The following is a 19,620-nucleotide window of genomic DNA, read 5'->3' as shown; positions in this document are numbered from 1 at the left end:
TAAAATTCATATATAGAATCGTATGTTTATGCTTTAGTTGAACAACATCATCGACGATTCGTCGGTCTTAATTTATTGAACGAAATGGCATGACCACAAAACGCTAATTCCATTATCTGTGGTGCAGGAACGATTTTTTGTTGTCAGAATATTATATTAAATGTTACAATAATGGAAACTATTATAGTTTTTTGTGTTTCCATAAATACTTGTGAGGTGGATATGTATTAAAGATCGAATTATAAAAGCTTTTATTGAAGAAATTCAACTTAAAGGCTTGAAATTTCCTTTAGATGATTTAGCAAAACGACTAGGCATTAGTAAAAAAACATTGTATAAGTACTTTACTTCAAAATTTGAAATGCTAGATGCGGTTATTGATTACACTTTTGAAGATATGGATCTGAAAGCAACAGCAATTATACAGAATGACGAATTGTCTTTAATCGAAAAAATTAAAAATGTTATTACAGTTTTACCAGATCACTATCAGTTTCTTGACCAAAATATATTAGATCAAATGAAACGATATTATCCTGAACAGTGGGTTAGGATGGATACCATACTAAAGAGTGATTGGGAGTTGCTTCGTAATTTAATTGAGCAAGCAATCAAGGAAGGGATAATCGTTGATCGGAATATATCTCTAATTATGAAAGTTATTATTGAATCTATTAATTCTACATTAGATCAAAATTTTTATATGGAAAATCGAATGACTGTTTCTGAGGCACTTTCTGAAATTGTTGATATTCTACTTTTTGGCCTGACTATACAAGAATAAAAGAGGAATTTTCTTTTATTCTTCTTTTACGCCTACGGAAACTGAAGAAACTAATGTAGTTTCCAACTTGGATAAACTTAAATTATAAAATAACGAATAAGCTACTTACGTTTGTTATTTTCATAATAAATTAAAATTTCATATGTTAGAAAGGGGATTATATTATGGGAAAAAAGATAGTATGGAGGTATTTGGAAAATGTCAAATCCATTTGAAGATTATCAACCTGACTTTTGTACTTCAGGTTCTTTTATGAGATTGCCTTCCGAAAGTGAAAATACAAGACTTGCTATATTAGGCATGCCTTTTGATACGGCAGCTTCTTATCGCGTAGGCGCTAGATTTGGTCCACAAGCCATTCGTCAAATGTCGATGAGTTTATCTTCTTATCATGCACTGCTTAATATTTCACCTTTTGAAGATACAAATGCAATCGACATTGGGGATCTACCTGTAGTTACCCAAAATATCCATCGAAGCTATGGGATTATAGAAAATGCCATGTTCGATCTAATGAAAAAGGGAATCATCCCTATTGGATTAGGTGGAGACCATTCCATCACATTAGCAAGTCTACGTGCAGCAGCCAAAGTATATGGACCTGTGGCCTTACTTCATTTTGATTCCCATACAGATACATGGGATACATATATGGATGAGAAATACTGGCACGGTTCTCCTTTTATTCGCGCACATGAAGAAGGTCTAATACAGCCAGATAAAGTATTTCAAATCGGTATGCGTGGCTGGGAAATAACTTCTAGTCTTGAGTTAGGGTATAACGTTATTCCTCAGAGCGAGTTGTTTACTCGTGGGATTGATGATGTTGTCCAACAAGTAAAAAGCACGATTGGTAATACTCCTTGTTTCCTATCTTTCGATATTGATTTCGTTGATCCTGCTTTTGCTCCAGGAACAGGTACACCTGAAGTGGGTGGCTTCAGCAGTCATGAAACACTTAAAATGGTTCGTTCTCTTACTGATTTTAACTTTATTGGGTTTGATCTGGTTGAGGTACTACCTTCATTTGATCCAACTCAAACTACTGCCCTTTTGGCTGCAACAATCGTGCATACTTTTGGTAGTTTGATAGCCTTAAAAGTTAGGAAGGATTCCGTCATAAAAATATAATATTATTACATGCTAGTATTATAACTAAGCAATTTAACTAGATATATTTCATAGAAAGTTATCTAATTTATAAATTTATCTAATCCTGTTGAGTAATAAAAAACCCTTATAATTAGGCTGGTTAGTCCTGATCAATCACTAATTATAAGGGGATCCCTAAAATAAAGGTCAACATTGAAATCCTACTTAATGAAATATTAAAAGTTTTGATGAATAGACATTTATCCAAATGATTAATGTCATCGATGTTGATCAGTATGTTAATTATCTATTGTGAAAAAGAAATGCTGCTTTATATAATGGTGTATTTTATTCGGGATTAAATAACTGAAAATTCAGTCGGTATCTAAAGTAACATAAAAACCCAATTTAACAAGACTAGAAAGTTTTCATGCAATGCTAATGTTTCAAAATATACTAATTTTCTTTTTTGAGAATTATTTTTTGGGAATTAGGAGGAAAATAAATGGAAAAAGTGGATTCTTTAAAACGTTCATTAAAGCTTTGGCATATTGTCGTAATTGGGATAGGCTTCATTGCGCCGACAATCGTGTTCGATACTTTTGGTATTACTTCGAAAGCAACAGATGGGAATGTTCCAAGCGGTTACTTGTTTACTGTGATAGCGATTCTTTTTACAGCCGGAAGTTACAGGAAAATGGTGAGGGTTTTCCCTTCCTCAGGGTCTGCTTATACTTATGTACAAAAGACTATAAACCCAACACTCGGCTTTATAGTTGGATGGTCACTTCTTTTAGATTATCTTTTTACACCGATGATCAATGCTTTAGTATGCAGTATATATGTTTCAACATTGTTTCCCAATTTTCCGGTCTGGTTAACCATTGTGATCTTTGCTCTTGTGACAACGCTAACTAATCTATTTAGTGTAAAAATTTCGATATCTGTAAATGTTTTGTTCGTTATTTGGCAATTTATTACAGTATTTGTTTTTACTGCATTATGCATAATCCATCTATTGCAAGCAAAGGGTCCGGAAGGAATATTTTCCTTAGAACCACTTTATTCAAGCAATTTGAAATTTTCTCAGTTAATGAGTGGTGCAGCATTACTAGCTTTTTCATTTCTTGGATTTGATGCAGTTACTACGCTTGCAGAAGAAACGAAAGATCCGAAAAAAACAATTCCAAATGGAATATTGTTAATTGTCATTATTGCAGGTTCTTTGTTCGTCATTGCTTCCTATTTTGAGCAATCTGTATTATCTATTTTTCCAAAAATAGAAGATATTGAAGGTACCTCCTCTATCTTGGCTAAATATTTAGGCGGGGTATTTTTTCAATCCATGTTATTTTCAGCTTCACTTACATCTACTTTTGCATCAGCCATGGTTTCACAGACAAGTGCTTCACGCATTTTATATGCAATGGGCAAGGATGGTGTTTTACCAAGAAAATTTTTTGGTTATATACACCCGCGCTTTGGAACACCTGTCTATAATATCCTTTTGCTTGGGCTAATAGCTTTAACTGCTATATTTCTAACTTTAGAAACTGCAACTTCATTTATTACATTTGGAGCACTTACTGCCTTTACTTTTGTGAATTTGTCAGTCATATTCCAATATATAATCAAAGAAAGAAGAAGAGGATTCAAATCTGTTTTAAATTATTTCGTTTCACCGTTAATAGGTACAAGCCTAATCGTATTTTTATGGTTAAATCTTGACCAGCATGCTCTGGTTTTAGGAATTTCTTGGGTAGCAATTGGAATATCATACCTACTAATATTAGAAAATATATTTAAGAAAGAAATATCAAAAATAAATTTTGAAGCATAGAAATTTTTCGAAGTTAATTGTAAGCATATTGAGAATTAAGAACAAATAACATTAAATTTAGCAAAAGAGTTTTTTAGTACATTTATAAATCATGTAGAAGACTTAAGAATAACAGGTATTTGCACTGCCAAATGTTTATTTAGATAGTTTCTTAGATGAGGAAGACAATGAATATAGTTTTATTAAATCCCTTGTTGAAGCAGACAGGTGTTGTGACATCGCAAATAACGAAGACTTTGGAACTGAACCTGTTTTTTGGCTTCCATGGGCTATTTGAATTCAATTCTTATTGAATTAACACATGCTTTAGTTGAAGAACACAAACTGCTTAAATGCAGTTTTTTTGTTGAACTAAATTGTAGATTTGGATAAGAATTTTACTGTTTTAACGATTTTTTTCTCTCGGAAGTGTTCTTTCACAAATGAATTTGAAGTGACACTTTAGCAATGATCTTACCTTTTTAAGGAGTATTCCTAAACTCTTACTAGAAAAATGAGATTTCTAAGCAACTGATGGTCATTTGTATGGTCATTAAATTGCATTCTTACAACATGTCTATTTTTTATAAAAATCTAAAGTTGTTAATTTGAAATAATATTTAGTAAATTGAAAAAAATATAATAGTATTATACGATATTAAAAAGATAAAGATAGAAAACGTATTGGTAAGTACGGAACAAGAAAGCAGGTGGATAAGATGAATGTCAATCTATTTGATAAAATTGACCAACATATGCAAAAAAAGAAATTGAGCAGAACGGATTTGGCAAAACAAACCGGTATCCACTTGAGTGAGATAAGCCGTATTTTGAACCATAAGCAGTCACTTTCCTTGTACAATTTGGATATAATTACTATCGCACTCGGGCTCATTGAAGGCACTTTATATCCTTATTATGTGGAGGAATGTTTTAATGAGAGTGGAAATTTGGATAAGAGAAAAGGTGAGCAGTTTTTATATAAATGTGCAGTTTTAGGATATGAAGGGCAACTCCATGCTATTTTTGATGCAGTAGTGGAAGAGAGATCTAAAACTGTTCGAAGCAAAAATTTTATCCACATTTTTTCTGTGGCAGAGCAGCTGTTTGAAGAAGGTATGGAAGAAAAAGCATTGCTACTGTATGAATTCATCATAGAGAACATGCCCGATCACTTCTCACAAGAAGTAGCAATCAGTTATTTCAGACGGTTTTACATAGTCCGATTGACCGAAGAAGGACAATTCGCCCTTGGGTATGTGCTAGAGCATATAGCTTATATGCCAGAAGATTTTCAGATATTATCCTATGTATGGATTACAGCTACGTTTTATGTACGACGGGAATGGAAAAAAACGTTCTATTATGCTAGTAAATTAGAGAAAATGGCTAAAAAAGGTGAGCATTATGGAAGGGCTCTTGTTTACCAAAGTCTCGCATTACCACGTCTAGGGGGCTCATTGGAAGAAGTATTAGCCCTTATAGATCGATATGCAAAGGTTAATGAATATTATGCTGATGCAGCTATTGGGAATCAATTTTGTGCTTATTTAGATTTTAATCAATTCGAATATGCGGATGAATACTTAAAGTGGCTTCAAGGGAGGGACGATATGTTTGCCGGCTTACCGCGAGTGTTAGAAGCATATGTTCAACTGCAACGACTAGAGGACGTTAAGCGATTAATGGATAGATTTCAGCATATTATCCAAGATTGGGCTGCAAGTAATCATCCACATCAGCAGCAAATGTACTTGCGTTTTCGTTATGCACATGCTTTGTACCAATTTGCCAGCAAGCGGTTTTCAGAAGGGCTATATGAGGTGTTGGATGTAGCATATGCAGCAAATAAAATCGGAATTCCGGAGAGATTTAAACAATGCCTTCTTCTCTATTGGGAATATAGAGATTATGTCACGGTCGAGCATGAAGAAATGTATGTGAACTTATTCCAAACAGAAAATATGAGCGAGCTACATTAATTATGTGAAGTAGGTAATATCTTAATCTCTTTATCTTTCGCAGGAGAGAAGACCCATCCTCAAAAAATGGAAGGATAGGAAATCCTTCATCATTTACATTAACATGAGAAGTAAGAAAAAGAGGTCTCAATACAGAGACTTCTTTTTTATTATTATAAAAAAGTAAAATTGATAGAATTTGTTAAAACTGAAATCCCATCAAGTCGCAATATAATGAAATTGTCAACATCTAGGGAAAAGGAGAATGAGAATAATGATATTATATTTTAATAATTAGATTTATGTTTGGAAATCATTTTAGTTTTATGGAATATCTAATTTTATATCTTCATAGCCTTATCGGCGATAAATGGTAGGTGGTTAAGATGAATACTGTTCTATATCAAAAGATTCAGCATATATGCAGAAGAAAAATTGGAATCAAAGTGACTTATCTAAATATACTGGTATTCATTTCAGTGATATAAGTCGTATTTTGAACCACAAGCAGCCTCTCTCATTAAAAAAACTGGATGTGATAACGAAAGCGTTTGGGTTAATGGAAGGTTCTTTATATTCATATTTTGTACAGGAGTGTCTTAGTGACAATAAATATGCAGAAAAGCGAACGTGTATACAGTTTTTATATAAATGTGCAGTTTATGAGTTTGAGAAAGAATTTCACGAACTGTTACGTGTAATGATGGAAGAAACTTCACATAATACGCGAACCAAGTATATGACATATATTTTTTCCGTGGCAGAGAAGTTATTTGCAGCGGGAAAAAAAGAGAAGGCGCTTCCGCTCTATGAGAAAATCATTGAAAATACGTCTGATCACTTCTCAGAACAACTAGCAGTCAGTCATTTTAGGAAGTTTTATATGATCAGCATGACTGAGGAAGGGGAACATGCGTTAACGTATGTGTTAGAGCATCTCCCATATATGCCAAGAGGAGTTCGTAGAGAAGCTTATTTATGGATTACAGCCGGTTGCTATAGACGTCAAGAATGGAAAAAAGTTCTCCATAATGCTCTAGCGTTAGAACGCATATCCAGTGCAGGTAGGCATTATGGAATAGCTCTTATGTATAAGAGTTTTGCGCTAATGCGATTAGGGGCTCCATTGGATACAGTGCTGACTTATATCGATCAATATGCGCAAGTAAATGAGTTTTTTGCTGATATTGCAGTTGGGAATCGATATATTGTTCTGTTAGATTATGGGAGGCTGGAGTATGTAGATGAGTATTTGATTTGGTTGGAAGAAAGAGATGATGTGTACGTTGGTTTACCAAGAGTACTGGAGGCATATGTCTATTTGTGTCGCCTAGATGATGCTACAAGATTAATAGAAAGGTTCCGCCATGTGATTGAAGATATGGCTGTAAGTAAGGAACCTTGGTTAAAGCAGAAAATGTATTGGGATTTTCGTTATGCACATGCTTTGTATCGATGTAAAAGAAATCAGTTTTCAAAAGGGTTGGATGAGTTATTGGATGTAGCGGAAGCGGCAAATCAAATAAGGAATATGGAAAGATTGAAACAATGCCTTCAAGTTTACTGGGAATATAGATCCTATGCGACTACCGAACATGAAGTTAAATATAAACAATTATTAAGTATAAAAGAATGCAACTGAAACACTTCCAAATAGTTTGGAGCAGTACACGATTTTTTCGTATTTGTTTGTGAACATGTTCTGTAAAGATAACAAAAATTAAAAGCTTCTTTTTAACGATTTAGGTAATCAGATTGAAAGAGAAACCTCTGCTTTGGGAGTACTTATAAAAAAATAAGACTTGATGGAATTTTGCAAAAATTAAAATTCACTCAACCCTATATACAATGAAGATGTAACAAACACAGAATGAAGGGGAGAGAGAAATGAAGAAGAAATTTGTAAAAAGTACCGCAATCTTTGCGCTCAGCACTGGAGTTCTACTTAGTACTTTGCCAAACATCAACACAAATGCCGTTGTTAGCGCAAAATCATCAACTTCAATCGAACAAGTATTATCAAATCTTACATCGACTCAGAGGCAAGCCATTAGACAGCTAAAAACGAATGATCAAGAGGGATTGCAATTATCTCCAGAGATTGATCCAAAAAGTGATGCTCCTGTTTCTGTCATTGTTGAGTTTAAGGACAAGCCAGAAAAAACAGCAATATTAGTAGCGCAAGCGGAAGGTAAATCTCTTTCTTCTGCTGAAGCAAAACAAAAAGTAGATGTTGCTCATGAAACGTTTCAAAACGATTTGAAAACGATTTTCAAACAGGAGCTAAAAGAAAAGAAAAATCCTTATACAGTTAAACAGACATTTAAGCATGCGTTTAACGGGGTTGCCATGACACTTCCTGCCAACAAGGCCAAAGATTTGCTCCAATCCGAAGCGGTAAAGACTGTCTGGAGCGATATGCAAGTACAGGTAGAGCCAACGGTAGAACGAGAATCGAATCAACAAGCAGATACACATACAAGAGTGACATTCCCTGGCATCAAAAAGCTTCATGAAGAAGGATATACAGGAAAAGGCATTAAAATCGGCATTCTTGACACTGGAATTGACTACAATCATCCGGATTTACGCGATGCGTATAAAGGTGGTTATGATTTTGTCGACAATGATAATGACCCGATGGAAACAACGTATGATGACTGGAAGAAATCAGGACAGCCGCAAACAAGCTCCAGCGGCGAAACGTATTATACCGAACATGGTACTCATGTCGCTGGAATTATTGCTGGACAAGGAAAGAACAACACGGATTATGCCGTGGAAGGCGTTGCTCCAGATGCAGATATTTACTCTTATCGTGTACTAGGTCCATTCGGGTCCGGTTCGACGGCAGGAATTTTAGCTGGTATCGATAAAGCGGTGGCAGACGGTATGGACATCATCAGTATGTCTCTTGGTGCTTCTTACAATGATCCATTATACGTGACGAGCATCGCGGTCAACAATGCGGTTCTTGCGGGAGTCACAACGGTTGTAGCAGCAGGTAATTCCGGTGACAAAATGTATACGCTAGGTTCGCCGGGTACATCTCCTTTGGCAATCACAGTCGGAGCGAACGATGTATCGGAGAATATCACAGCATTTAAGGGAGCTATTGACACAGTATCTGTTGATATGCACCTTCTAGGACAGAATTATACTGATAACATCCCTGCTCTAAAAGGTCAAACTCTTCCAGTTGTAGATGTGGGTCTTGGTGGTTTAAACGATTATGCTGGGAAAGATGTAAAAGGGAAAATTGTACTTGTAAGCCGAGGCACGTACGCGATAAATGATAAAGTCAAGTATGCTAAGCAAAATGGCGCACTGGCTGTACTGATGTATAACAACAATACGGAAGAAGGATATCTACCGTTTAATCTAGGGGAAGGTTTGGACTTTATCCCGGCGTTCAATCTCACGAATGCCGATGGATTGTCACTGCAGGCAAAAGTGAAAGCTGGATACACAAGCTTCAGCTTTGGAGAAATGAGTCAAATGCAAACGAAAGGGAATACGTTGGCAGGTTTCAGTTCCCGCGGCCCGTCTCGAGTGTTGTACGATATCAAGCCGGAAGTAACTGCACCTGGTGTTGCCGTATTCTCTACTGTGCCGTCTTATGTGCACGGGCCTGATCAAATTGGAAACTACAAATACGCATACGAGCGCCTATCAGGCACATCTATGGCGACCCCAAATGTTTCCGGCGTGGCGGCTCTGTTATTACAAGCCAATCCAGAGTCCACACCAGCCGAAGTGAAGGAAAAATTGATGAACACTGCCGATCCGTTAAATGGGGATTACAGCGTATTTGAAGTTGGGGCAGGCCAAGTTGATCCTTACGAAGCGGTTCATTCCCAAACTCGAATCGAAGTAGTCGATAAAACGGAAGGGACATTTGATAAAAAAGGAAATTTAAAGAGCATTAAAGATAACACTGGAGCAGTCAGCTTTGGCAACATTGCACCAGATGGAAAAAATGTGCAGGATAAACGTTCTCTAGTTATTTACAACGACAGCAAGCAAGCAAAAACGTTTGATGTGAAGGTTCAGTTCCAGACCGGTCGAAGAGGTTCAAAGGATGCGGCTGCAAATGGAGTCCAGCTCTTAACTAATAAGACAATTACAGTAAAGGAAAATTCGAAACAGAATACAAATGTTGTAATTGAGGTTCTAAAAGAAGCAGCATTAGGTACGTATGAAGGGTATATCACGTACATAAACAAAGATAATCCGGAAGAATCATACCAAGTGCCATTTGCCATCCATACAGTGAAAGAAGGAATCGATCATATCGCGGTAGATCCGTCAGCCTATACGACAGCTGTTGAGGCAGGTTACAACGGAATAAGATGGTCGGTTGGTCTTCGCTTTCAATTAAAGTCCCATATGCGCACAATGGATTTATTTCTTGTAAATCCAAAAACCAACGAAGAAATAGGTTTCCTTGGATCATTGGACGGTACCGGTGCGGATGAGAATATTGAATATTATCTAAGAGGCGCAATGAACGAAGGAGTATATTATCCGTTAACGGGAGATAAGGAAAACCCGATTGCGTATGATAAGGAACAAACCGAACCAGGATTATACAAAATCAGGCTCGTTGGGACAAATGATGATGGAAAAACCTTCAGCGCAGATGCACCTGTTTACTATAGCGTTACTCAGCCAACGCTCAATCTCAGCTCCGAATCTGGTGTATATGAATATAATCCGGATCAACCAACTGTTTCGTTAACAGGTTCTGTTTATGATCCAGATGTGGATGAGATGAAAGCTGGAGGCATTAATGTTTCTCAAGCAGATAACAAAGTTGTCTATACGATGCCGGGTAGTGGAAGCGGACTTGGAGGAGGGACTAAGGCCGTTACGGTACCGGTAGACGAAAATGGCAAGTTTGCTACACAAATCCCTCTGAATCCAAATGTACAACCGTTCAAAGTGCAAATGTATGCAGAAAACAAGGCGACAGTGCGGAACTATACTAGTAATAAAATTCTATACTATGTGAAAAAAGGCACGCCGTATGCGACTGCTATTGCTGACAAACAGACAGTTAAGGCGGGCGATACAGTGACGGTTACTCTTTCCATGAACAATATGACAAACATGAAACAAGCTGTATATTCATTTATAGACTCCAATCTATCGAATATCGATTTAGTGAGCATAAAACCGCATGGAGCAATGGACGGGAAAGTAGATATTAAGACGGCAAATTCAAATTTAAGTAACAGCAGTTCGATAAAAAGGGATATCACTGTAACATTAACTGGCGATGTAGCAAAAGCAGGAGTATCTGGAAAGGTTCCAATGGTAGATCTCACATACAAAGTGAAAAATGATGCCGACACTGCATTCCAAGCATTAGCACAATTTAATGCTTCGTATACCAATACGGATGACACAACGAAATCCGCATTTGGCATCAGTCTTCCTTATTATGTTGATCGAAATTATTCATTTATGAAATCGTATGTCTATGCCGAAGCATTTACGCTTCTTCCTTATCTTGAAGAACCATCGACCTTGGATTATGTAAAGGCGGGTGCCAACGTCAAAGTAACAGATGAAACAGGAAAAGAATATCCAAACACATTTGGAAAAGGGACTATGGCGTTTCCTTCCTCATTATCATCTAATCTGCCGCTAACGGATAAACCATTTACACTAGTTGTAGATATGCCGGGGCATTTCACGGTTAAGAAAACATTTACGATCGGGTTGAAAGAAAATGGTGAAGTCAAGCCATACTCAAAGGCACTCTATTATGACTATGCGCCTGCAGGTGATGTGAACAAGGATAATGTTATCGATATCCGAGATGCGCTTACCATTCAATCCAATTGGAAAACAAACAAACGTGAAGCTGACATCAACTTTGATGGTGTGGTAGATGAGAAAGATATGCAGTTTGTGGTGAAAAACTACTTAATGCAAAACCCATGGATGTTAGACAAGGCTCCGAAACCGGAAGAGAAATACAAGGGGAAAGCATTAAATGATGTTCTTCACGAGGTAGGAATGAGGTAAGGACTAAAAAGATTATGTGTTAGATTGATTCACTTGTAATAACCTAAACTTAAAAATCGGTGGCGATCGAAATGACGTTGCCGGTTTTTCTTAATGATTTCCCATTCTTAGTGAGAGTTGTCTCCGCTTGTAAAAGACTGACAAGGAGAATCTGATTTGTTTAGCAAACTAACCATTGAGGAAGGATGAAAGTCCAGCTATATGAAGTAAACCCAAATAGTTAGACAAATGATTTATACAGCTAATGAGAATTGGACAATTGCTATAGAAATGATGGGGATTTGTGGAAGTGCGAAAAAATAAAATTCAGGTAAATAATTAAATTGCCACTAATGTAAATCATTGCATTAGTGGTTTTTCTTTTGCCTTTACACTGATTTCTTATTCAACAAAATGTAAGGATAGTTTAATAAGAAGAGGACAAATCTGTTAGATAAAGAATATTAATTAAAACCAGTTTAGAAATATAACTTGGATATTTTTTGAATAAAATAGGGGGACAAATATGGGGCTTTTAAAGGTTAGAAAGGAAGTAGATGCAGTAGTATTGGATTTAGATGGTACATTACTAACTTCTAATAAGGAGGTAAGTAAAAGAAATCTTGACGCGTTAAGATATATACATAAAGCTGGAATACCAATAATAATTCCAACTGCACGACCACCAAGAACAATCAAATACTTACTACCAAAAGAAATACAAGAAATAGCAATTTTTGTTTATTATAATGGTGCATTAATTATTAATGACCAATTGCAAATTAATGAGCATTATTTTATAGATTCGAAACTAAATAATCAAATTATTGAGTACTTAATTATCAATGAACCAGATCATGTATTTTCAATTGAAGTTAATGACACTTGGTATAGCTATCAAAATATTGATTATCGCTCATTTACTAAGGTTGCTGAGACTCCTGAAATTATTGAAATTGTAAAAATAAAATTAATAAGCCCTACTAAAATCCTAGTGTCACACTTAAACAATATAGAGGTCTTTACTAAGAGGTTTGGTGATAAAGTTAATATTATTACTACGGACTCGAATCAACTAACGCAAAACTGGGTTACAATGTTGAAAAAAATCAAGTTATTGAAAGATTAAATAACATTTTAAATCAGAAGGACCATGTAGTATTTGTAGCAGAATTTGAAGATAAGCTTATTGGATGGATTCATGCTCACGGTCGTTATTTAATTGAGTCTCCTCCATCTGTTGAAATTGGTGGTTTGATTGTTGATAGTACATATAGGGGTAAAAATATTGGTAAGTTTCTAGTGAAAAGATGCGAAGAATGGTCAAAATTATCGGGATTTAAAGAAATAAGAGTACGGACAAATGAAACTAGATTAGAGACACTTATTTTTTATGAAAAGATTGGGTTTGAAAACACAAAAACACAAAAAGTTTTTAAGAAAGAATTAATTGTGAACTAAAAGGATAATATTAATTAATTATGAAACGTATTCGGTAAGTTCACTTCGCTTTAGCTTGTAAACAATTGGAGTTTCTTCCATGTTTACAAGTTTTTTTTGTATCATAAAAAAATTTTAAAAGCAAATAGTAAGTAGGGTGAAAGTCACGAATAGAGCCACTGAGGCATTTTATTCGTGATAGGTTTTATGAAATAAGATAAAAATCATTTTAAACATTATAACGTTATATTGACTAACTCGAAATTAGATGTTATTCTACATTGGAATAATAAACAAGATAGATGTAAACGAATACAATAATCAATTTAGTTAGTTTACTGAAAAGGATGAGGGGAAATGAAGAATCATTTCGTACTACAGAATGTAAAAATGATAGACGGAAGTTCTGTAGATATCATAGTCGAAAATAAAAAGATTATAGACATTGTAGCTGCTGGAACCGGTAATGGTGAGAAAATAGTAGATTACAAGCATAATGTTTTTGTTTCTAGTGGTTGGATTGATATGCATGTCCATGCATATGCAGAATTTGAGCCATATGGTGATGATGTCGATGAGATCGGTTATAAATCAGGTGTTACGACAATTGTTGATGCGGGTAGCACTGGTGCTGATAATTTGTCCGAATTGATAAGTAGCTGTAAAAAGTCAAAAACAAATGTTTTCGCTTTTTTAAATATTTCGCGAATTGGCTTAAAACGAATTGACGAGTTATCTGATTTGTCTTGGTTAGATGAGGATCAACTCAAAAATACAATTGCAGAACATAAAGATTTTATAATCGGACTGAAGGCAAGGATTAGCAAAAGTGTAGTAGGTGATAATGGTGTCGAGCCTTTAAAAATAGCTCGTACGTTTTCAAATGAAACAGACTTACCACTGATGGTTCATATTGGTTCAGGACCTCCAGATATTAATGATGTTCTAAACCTACTTGAAAATAAAGATATTATTACTCACTACTTAAATGGGAAAGCAAATAATTTATTTGATGAAATGGGAAGACCTCTTCCAAATTTTCTAGAGGCAATTAATCGAGGTATTCATTTAGATGTAGGGCACGGTAATGCAAGCTTTTCGTTTAAAACGGCTTTACAAGCTAAAGAACATGGAATTAAATTCGATACGATAAGTACTGATATTTATCGAAAAAATCGATTGAATGGACCAGTTTATAGTATGTCACATGTTTTATCAAAATTTTTATATTTAGGTTATTCACTAGAAGAGATTATTGATGCTGTTACCGTTAATGCGGCTAAGTGGCTTAATAAACCGGAACTTGGAAGAATTTCAGTAGGAGATATTGCGAATCTCACTTTATTTACTGTAGAAGATGAAGAGACAACCTTACTTGATTCTGAAGGAGACGAGCGTAAAACTGAACAAAAAATCGTAGTAAAAGGAGTGGTTATAAATGGAGAACACGTTGAATGCTAAATATGGTTTGAAAAGGGTAATTAATGCAAGCGGTAGGATGAGTATATTAGGTGTTTCTGCTCCAACGGACACTGTCATGGAAGCAATGAAAATTGGTGGTCAAAATTACGTTGAAATTTCGGACTTAGTTGATAAGGCTGGTATTCATATTGCGGGACTCCTTCAATCAGAGTCAGCTGTTGTTGTTAACTCAGCTTCAAGTGGAATTGCACTTTCAGTAGCGGCAATTGTAACTGAAGGAAACAGACGTAAAAGCGAAAGATTACATCAAGAACCAATTCAAAAAAATGAAATCATTATGTTAAAGGGACACAACGTACAGTATGGTGCTCCAGTAGAAACGATGATTTTCCTTGGTGGAGGTAAATTAGTAGAAGTCGGTTATGCAAATGAGGGGAAAGTAGAGCATATTGCAGATGCTATTAATGAAAAAACTGCCGCAATTTTATATGTGAAATCTCATCATGCTGTTCAAAAAAATATGATTTCAGTTGAAGAAGCTTGGGAAGTAGCTCAAGCAAATAATGTACCATTGATTATTGATGCTGCTGCTGAAGAAGATTTGCAAAAATATGTCAAAGTTTCTGATTTAGCAATTTATAGCGGGTCGAAAGCCATTGAAGGACCTACTTCAGGTATAGTTGCAGGTAGAAAAAAATATATTGAATGGTTAAAGGTCCAATTACATTGTATCGGTAGAAGTATGAAAGTTGGTAAAGAAACCACTTTTGGTCTACTGCAAGCTTTGGATGAATATTTTGTCAAAAAAGACAATAGTGAAAATGAAAAAGCTAGTTTAGAAGTTTTAAAATCACTAGAATCAATCGATGGTCTAAAAGTAACAATTGTACAAGATGAAGCGGGACGAGCTATTTTTAGAGCTCGAATCCAAATTGATCCTGTTGTAACGAAAACTACAGCAAAGGATGTAAATGATCAATTAAAGAATGGCAGTATTGCGATTTACACTCGTGATTACGGAGTTCGTCAAGGATTTTTCGATATTGATCCAAGACCACTACAATCAGATGATATTTACGTAATTGAAGCACAACTAAGAGAAATATTAGGAGGAACTGAACAATGACAAATATTGAAAAACGTTTTTATAACAACCGAGTAGCATTAAATGTTTTAGCTAATAGTATTGAAAATGCAGTTGAAGTTTTTGAAGCTGCAGAAGGCCATGTACTAGTTGGTGTTCTATCTAAAGATTACCCAACTGTAGAGTCTGCAGTTACAGCAATGAAAGAATACGGTGCAGCAATTGATGAAGCAGTATCGATTGGACTTGGTGCTGGCGATAGCAGACAAGCAGCAGTTGTAGCAGAAATCGCTAAACATTATCCAGGAAGTCATATTAATCAAGTATTTCCTGCAGTAGGTGCAACACGTGCTAACTTAGGTGAAAAAGATAGCTGGATCAATTCACTAGTATCTCCAACTGGAAAAGTGGGCTATGTAAATATTTCTACTGGACCAGTAAGTGCTGCTAGCGAAACAGCAATTGTACCAATCAAATCTGCGATTGCTTTAGTTCGTGACATGGGTGGAAATGCATTAAAATACTTCCCAATGAAAGGCTTAAAACACATAGAAGAGTTCCGTGCTGTAGCAAAAGCATGTGGTGAAGAAGGTTTTGCTTTAGAGCCTACTGGAGGTATTGATTTAGAGAATTTTGCAGAGATTTTAGAAATTGCATTGGAAGAAAAAGTACCTAAAATTATTCCACACGTATATTCTTCTATTATTAATGAAGAAACTGGAAAAACTAATCCTGAGGATGTAAGAAAATTATTAGCAATCACAAAAAGTTTGGTTGAAAAATATGCGTAAACAAATTATTGCTTTCGGAGAAGTAATGATGCGATTACAAGTCCCAGGGTATGAACTACTGGCACAAGCAAACGCATTACAATATTCTTTCTCGGGAACTGGTGTAAACGTTGCTTCCGCGATGACTAAGCTTGGTCATGATGGCTATTTAGTAACAAAATTGCCGAACAATCCATTAGGAGATGCTGCGGTTTCTTTCTTGCAGCGATTAGGAATTAATCGAAATTATATTACTAGAGGCGGAAAATATCTTGGACTGTATTTTTTAGAAAACGGTTTTGGACAGCGCTCTAGTCGGGTTACCTATACTAATCGTTTAGAAAGTAGCTTTAATACTGCATCTTATATCGATTATGATCTTGATCTAATCGCAAAACAAGCAGATGTTATCCACTTTTGTGGAATTACACTAGCGATGACAGATGATACAAAAGAAACTATGAAAATTCTTGCGAAAAAAGTAAAAGAAAATGGCGGATTAGTTTGTTTCGATTGTAATTACCGACCTTCTTTATGGGAGGGAGGATATAGTAAAGCAAAACCTCATTATGAAGATATGTTAGCTTTAGCTGATATCGTCATGATGAATGAGAAAGATGCGATGTATGTTTTAGGAATGGAGACTGAAGGAACTTCTAGGGAAACACAACTGAAAGACCTTATACCTAAAGTTGCAAAACAATATAACATACAAACTGTTGCTGGAACCCACAGAGCAATTAATAGTGACAATTCACATTCATTACGTGGATATATTTTCACAAATGAAGAGTTTCATTTCTCGGAAAATACTTCATTTTCCGTATACGACCGAATTGGTGCTGGAGATGCTTATACTAGCGGTATACTACATGGTGTGTTAGCTGAGTTTTCACCAGAAAAAACCGTTCTTTTTGCTCAAACAGCAGGTATGTTAGCATGTACGATCGTTGGAGATACTCCAATGTCAACTGAAGCAGAAATTTTATCAGCTATGGCTGGAACAATTGATGATATTAAGCGCTAAAAAAGGAGAGGTAAGGGAATGAGTGTGAATCGTAAAAAAGGACCGTTATATTTACAAATTAAAGAGATGATAAAGGATCGAATTTTACATGGAGTTTATCCAATTCACACAAATATTCCCTCTGAACCTCAGTTAGAAGAAGAGTTTAGTGTTAGTAAAATTACGATTAGAAATGCCATAAAAGAACTTGTTCAAGAAGGATACTTAGAAAAGAAAAGTGGTAAAGGAACAAAGGTTATTGCGAATGTAACGAGCGCAAAACTTTCAAAAGGGAAACGTTTTACAGAAATTTTAGTTGAGGAAGGACATCATATTACTAAAAAAGTACTGAGTATAAAAAAGCCGGAAATACCTGCGGATTCTATTCCTTATTCTGTATTTGGTGATAAATATGTCCAAATTGAGCGAATTTATTTACTGGAAAATGAACCATATATTTACTTTACGCACTATATTTCAATTGACGTAACAGAAGAAGAATTAGAAGACATACAGATTAGTTCCTTATATCGTTTCTTAGAAGAAAATAATATTCGTTTAGAATCTTTCCGTGATGAATTTGCAGTAGCGGTTGCTCCAGATCATGTTTGTGAGATTTTAAATTTAGAAAAAGGCACAACCACTTTAAAAAGAATACGTCGTTCTAGTGATGAAGATGGAGATGTTTTAGAAATTAGTGAAGGTTATTATAATACGGCCAAGCAAAATTACGTTGTAACCTACAATGATTCAACGCAGTAATATATCTGCATTGTATAAAATGTAAGCGATTACTAAGGGAGAGTGTGTAATAATGGATTTATATTTGATTGGAATTACATTAGTAGCAATCGTTATCGTTATTTTAGGAGTATCGTGGTGGAAATGGCATGCATTTATTAGCTTATCCGTAGCAGGCCTTTTCCTAGCCGTTTTTTCTGGCGTATCAATGGATAAAATTGTAACTGCTTATGAAACAGGAGTTGGCGCCGTTCTCGGCCATCTTGTTGGGATTTTAGCTTTAGGTACGATTTTAGGAAAAATGATGTCCGATTCTGGAGCAGGTATGCAAGTAGCTGATTTCTTTATTAAAAAATTCGGCGTAAAAAACCTACCATGGGCAATGTTGCTTTCAGGATTTATTATTGGCATTCCAGTATTTTTTGAGGTTGGTCTAGTAATCTTGTTACCTCTTGTTATATCAATTCGTAAATCTACCAATTCAAATATTCTATTAATTGGTATCCCAGTACTTGCTGGTTTATCAATTGTACATGGTTTAGTACCACCACATCCTGGTGCGATGACAGCGATTGGTATTTACAATGCAGACTTAGGACGAGTTCTACTTTATTCATTAATCATTGCTTTTCCAACTGCAATCATTGCAGGTCCGATCTTTTCAAAATGGATTCACAAACGTGTAACACCAATTGGTGAACCAGAATTAATTCGAGTTGAAACGAAGTCAAATGCTTTACCAAGTACAGGTGTATCATTTTTCATCATTTTACTTCCAGTTTTACTAATGGTGTTAACGGTAATTACACCGTACTTATCTCTACCTAGTGCAATTGCTAAATTCTTAATTTTAATCGGTAGTCCTGTAATTGCTCTATTAATCTCTTGTTTTGCAGCTTTTTATTTATTAGGGTACCGCCAAGGAATGGACAAAACTTTAATAAAAAAATTAACTGATGAATGTTTAACACCTTTAGCTTCAATTATATTAATTATCGGTGCAGGTGGCGCATTTAAGCAAATTCTAATTGAAAGCGGTGTAGGTACTGCCATTGCAACGATGGCTGAACAAATGTCATTATCACCAATCGTGCTTGCATTCTTAGTGGCAGGTTTAATAAGAATAGCTACTGGCTCAGCTACGGTTGCCTTAACAACAGCAGCTGGAATTGTTTCACCAGTAGTTGCACATATGACTGGTGTAAACTTAGAATTACTTGTTATTGCAACTGGCGCAGGTTCACTAATGTTTTCACATGTAAATGATGCAGGTTTCTGGTTAGTAAAAGAATACCTAGGATTAACAGTCAAAGAAACATTCAAAACATGGACAGTAATGGAAACGCTTCTATCGTTTGTAGCGTTTGGACTTACATTAGTATTAGATATTTTTATTTAAGAATCAAGGAAGAGGCTTTCAATAAAAGTCAGGCAACTGACATGAAAGGCGCCTCTTTTTTCTATAGTTATACGACCGCTTCGGGAA

Annotated in this window: 14 protein-coding genes; all 14 read left to right on the top strand. The window is 35.5% G+C overall.

Going from position 1 to position 19,620, the window contains the following annotated elements:
• Positions 1-226: 226 nt before the first annotated feature.
• The 14 genes from V5E38_RS10290 (at position 227) to V5E38_RS10225 (ending at position 19,533) form a co-directional block, all read left to right on the top strand.
• Positions 227-784 carry a TetR/AcrR family transcriptional regulator gene (locus V5E38_RS10290; protein WP_499213563.1) on the top strand — a complete coding sequence of 186 codons (558 nt, stop codon included), beginning with the start codon at positions 227-229 and terminating at the stop codon, positions 782-784.
• 198 nt (positions 785-982) lie between these two features.
• Positions 983-1,915, top strand: a complete 933-nt coding sequence (speB, locus tag V5E38_RS10285) for an agmatinase (protein ID WP_499213210.1) — start codon at positions 983-985, stop codon at positions 1,913-1,915.
• Between the two features lie 466 nt (positions 1,916-2,381).
• Positions 2,382-3,716 (top strand): APC family permease, encoded by a 1,335-nt coding sequence (locus V5E38_RS10280; protein ID WP_499213209.1) that lies wholly within the window; start codon positions 2,382-2,384, stop codon positions 3,714-3,716.
• Between the two features lie 698 nt (positions 3,717-4,414).
• Positions 4,415-5,677 (top strand): helix-turn-helix domain-containing protein, encoded by a 1,263-nt coding sequence (locus V5E38_RS10275; RefSeq protein ID WP_499213208.1) that lies wholly within the window; start codon positions 4,415-4,417, stop codon positions 5,675-5,677.
• Positions 5,678-6,077: 400 nt separating this feature from the next.
• Complete coding sequence (locus tag V5E38_RS10270) at positions 6,078-7,298, top strand: helix-turn-helix domain-containing protein (protein WP_499213207.1); 1,221 nt, start codon at positions 6,078-6,080, stop codon at positions 7,296-7,298.
• A gap of 245 nt (positions 7,299-7,543) precedes the next feature.
• Positions 7,544-11,692 carry a S8 family serine peptidase gene (locus tag V5E38_RS10265; RefSeq protein WP_499213206.1) on the top strand — a complete coding sequence of 1,383 codons (4,149 nt, stop codon included), beginning with the start codon at positions 7,544-7,546 and terminating at the stop codon, positions 11,690-11,692.
• 505 nt (positions 11,693-12,197) lie between these two features.
• Positions 12,198-12,800 carry an HAD family hydrolase gene (locus V5E38_RS10260; protein WP_499213205.1) on the top strand — a complete coding sequence of 201 codons (603 nt, stop codon included), beginning with the start codon at positions 12,198-12,200 and terminating at the stop codon, positions 12,798-12,800.
• Entirely contained in the window at positions 12,758-13,132 is a 375-nt protein-coding gene (locus V5E38_RS10255; protein ID WP_499213562.1) for a GNAT family N-acetyltransferase, read from the top strand. Before V5E38_RS10260 ends, V5E38_RS10255 begins: the two co-directional genes overlap by 43 nt.
• Before the next feature lie 336 nt (positions 13,133-13,468).
• On the top strand, positions 13,469-14,572 hold the full coding sequence (locus tag V5E38_RS10250; protein WP_499213204.1) for an amidohydrolase family protein: 1,104 nt from the start codon (positions 13,469-13,471) through the stop codon (positions 14,570-14,572).
• Positions 14,550-15,659, top strand: coding sequence for a PLP-dependent aminotransferase family protein (locus V5E38_RS10245; protein ID WP_499213203.1), 1,110 nt, complete (start codon positions 14,550-14,552; stop codon positions 15,657-15,659). The genes V5E38_RS10250 and V5E38_RS10245 overlap by 23 nt, the downstream gene beginning before the upstream one ends.
• Positions 15,656-16,408, top strand: coding sequence for a KDGP aldolase family protein (gene dagF, locus V5E38_RS10240; protein ID WP_499213202.1), 753 nt, complete (start codon positions 15,656-15,658; stop codon positions 16,406-16,408). The genes V5E38_RS10245 and dagF overlap by 4 nt, the downstream gene beginning before the upstream one ends.
• Entirely contained in the window at positions 16,401-17,414 is a 1,014-nt protein-coding gene (locus tag V5E38_RS10235) for a sugar kinase (protein WP_499213201.1), read from the top strand. Before dagF ends, V5E38_RS10235 begins: the two co-directional genes overlap by 8 nt.
• 18 nt (positions 17,415-17,432) lie before the next feature.
• Positions 17,433-18,155: a GntR family transcriptional regulator gene (locus V5E38_RS10230; RefSeq protein ID WP_499213200.1), complete on the top strand. Its 723-nt coding sequence runs from the start codon at positions 17,433-17,435 to the stop codon at positions 18,153-18,155.
• A 52-nt stretch (positions 18,156-18,207) separates the two neighbouring features.
• Positions 18,208-19,533: a GntP family permease gene (locus V5E38_RS10225; RefSeq protein WP_499213199.1), complete on the top strand. Its 1,326-nt coding sequence runs from the start codon at positions 18,208-18,210 to the stop codon at positions 19,531-19,533.
• Positions 19,534-19,620: the final 87 nt, after the last annotated feature.

This window comes from Rossellomorea sp. GAMAL-10_SWC (genome assembly GCF_049568075.1).
Lineage (GTDB): Bacteria > Bacillota > Bacilli > Bacillales > Bacillaceae_G > Gottfriedia.
Note: the sequence above shows the minus strand (reverse complement) of the source record. Positions and strands in the feature narration are given on the sequence as shown.